This is a genomic window from Streptomyces fulvoviolaceus, from assembly GCF_000718165.1.
Taxonomy (GTDB): domain Bacteria; phylum Actinomycetota; class Actinomycetes; order Streptomycetales; family Streptomycetaceae; genus Streptomyces; species Streptomyces fulvoviolaceus.
In genome coordinates this window covers 1-266 of the sequence record NZ_JOEY01000217.1, presented here as the reverse complement: position 1 = coordinate 266, position 266 = coordinate 1, and the positions used below count along the sequence as shown (strand labels likewise).

The window sequence follows — 266 nt, the reverse complement described above, 5'->3', positions numbered from 1 at the left end:
TCCTGGTCGGACTCGGCTGCCCGCGCCAGGAAACCTTCGTGCACGCCATGCGACCACTGCTGCCGATGCCGCTGCTCGCGGTCGGCGCCGCGTTCGACTTCCACGCGGGAATCCTGCGCAGGCCGCCGCTGTGGATGCAGAAGCACGGCTGGGAGTGGCTGTGGCGACTGGGTCTGGAACCTGCCCGATTGTGGCGGCGGTACCTCATTCTCAACCCGCACTACTTGCTGATCCTCATGGCGCAGTGGGCCCGGCTGAGACCGGCC

At 68.0% G+C, this 266-nt stretch carries 1 protein-coding gene; it reads left to right on the top strand.

What is annotated here, in order from left to right; all coding sequences use genetic code 11:
- Nucleotides 1–2: 2 nt before the first annotated feature.
- Nucleotides 3–266, top strand: a 264-nt coding sequence (locus IG08_RS0153595; RefSeq protein WP_267965082.1) for a WecB/TagA/CpsF family glycosyltransferase, incomplete at its 3' end; no start/stop codon positions are given.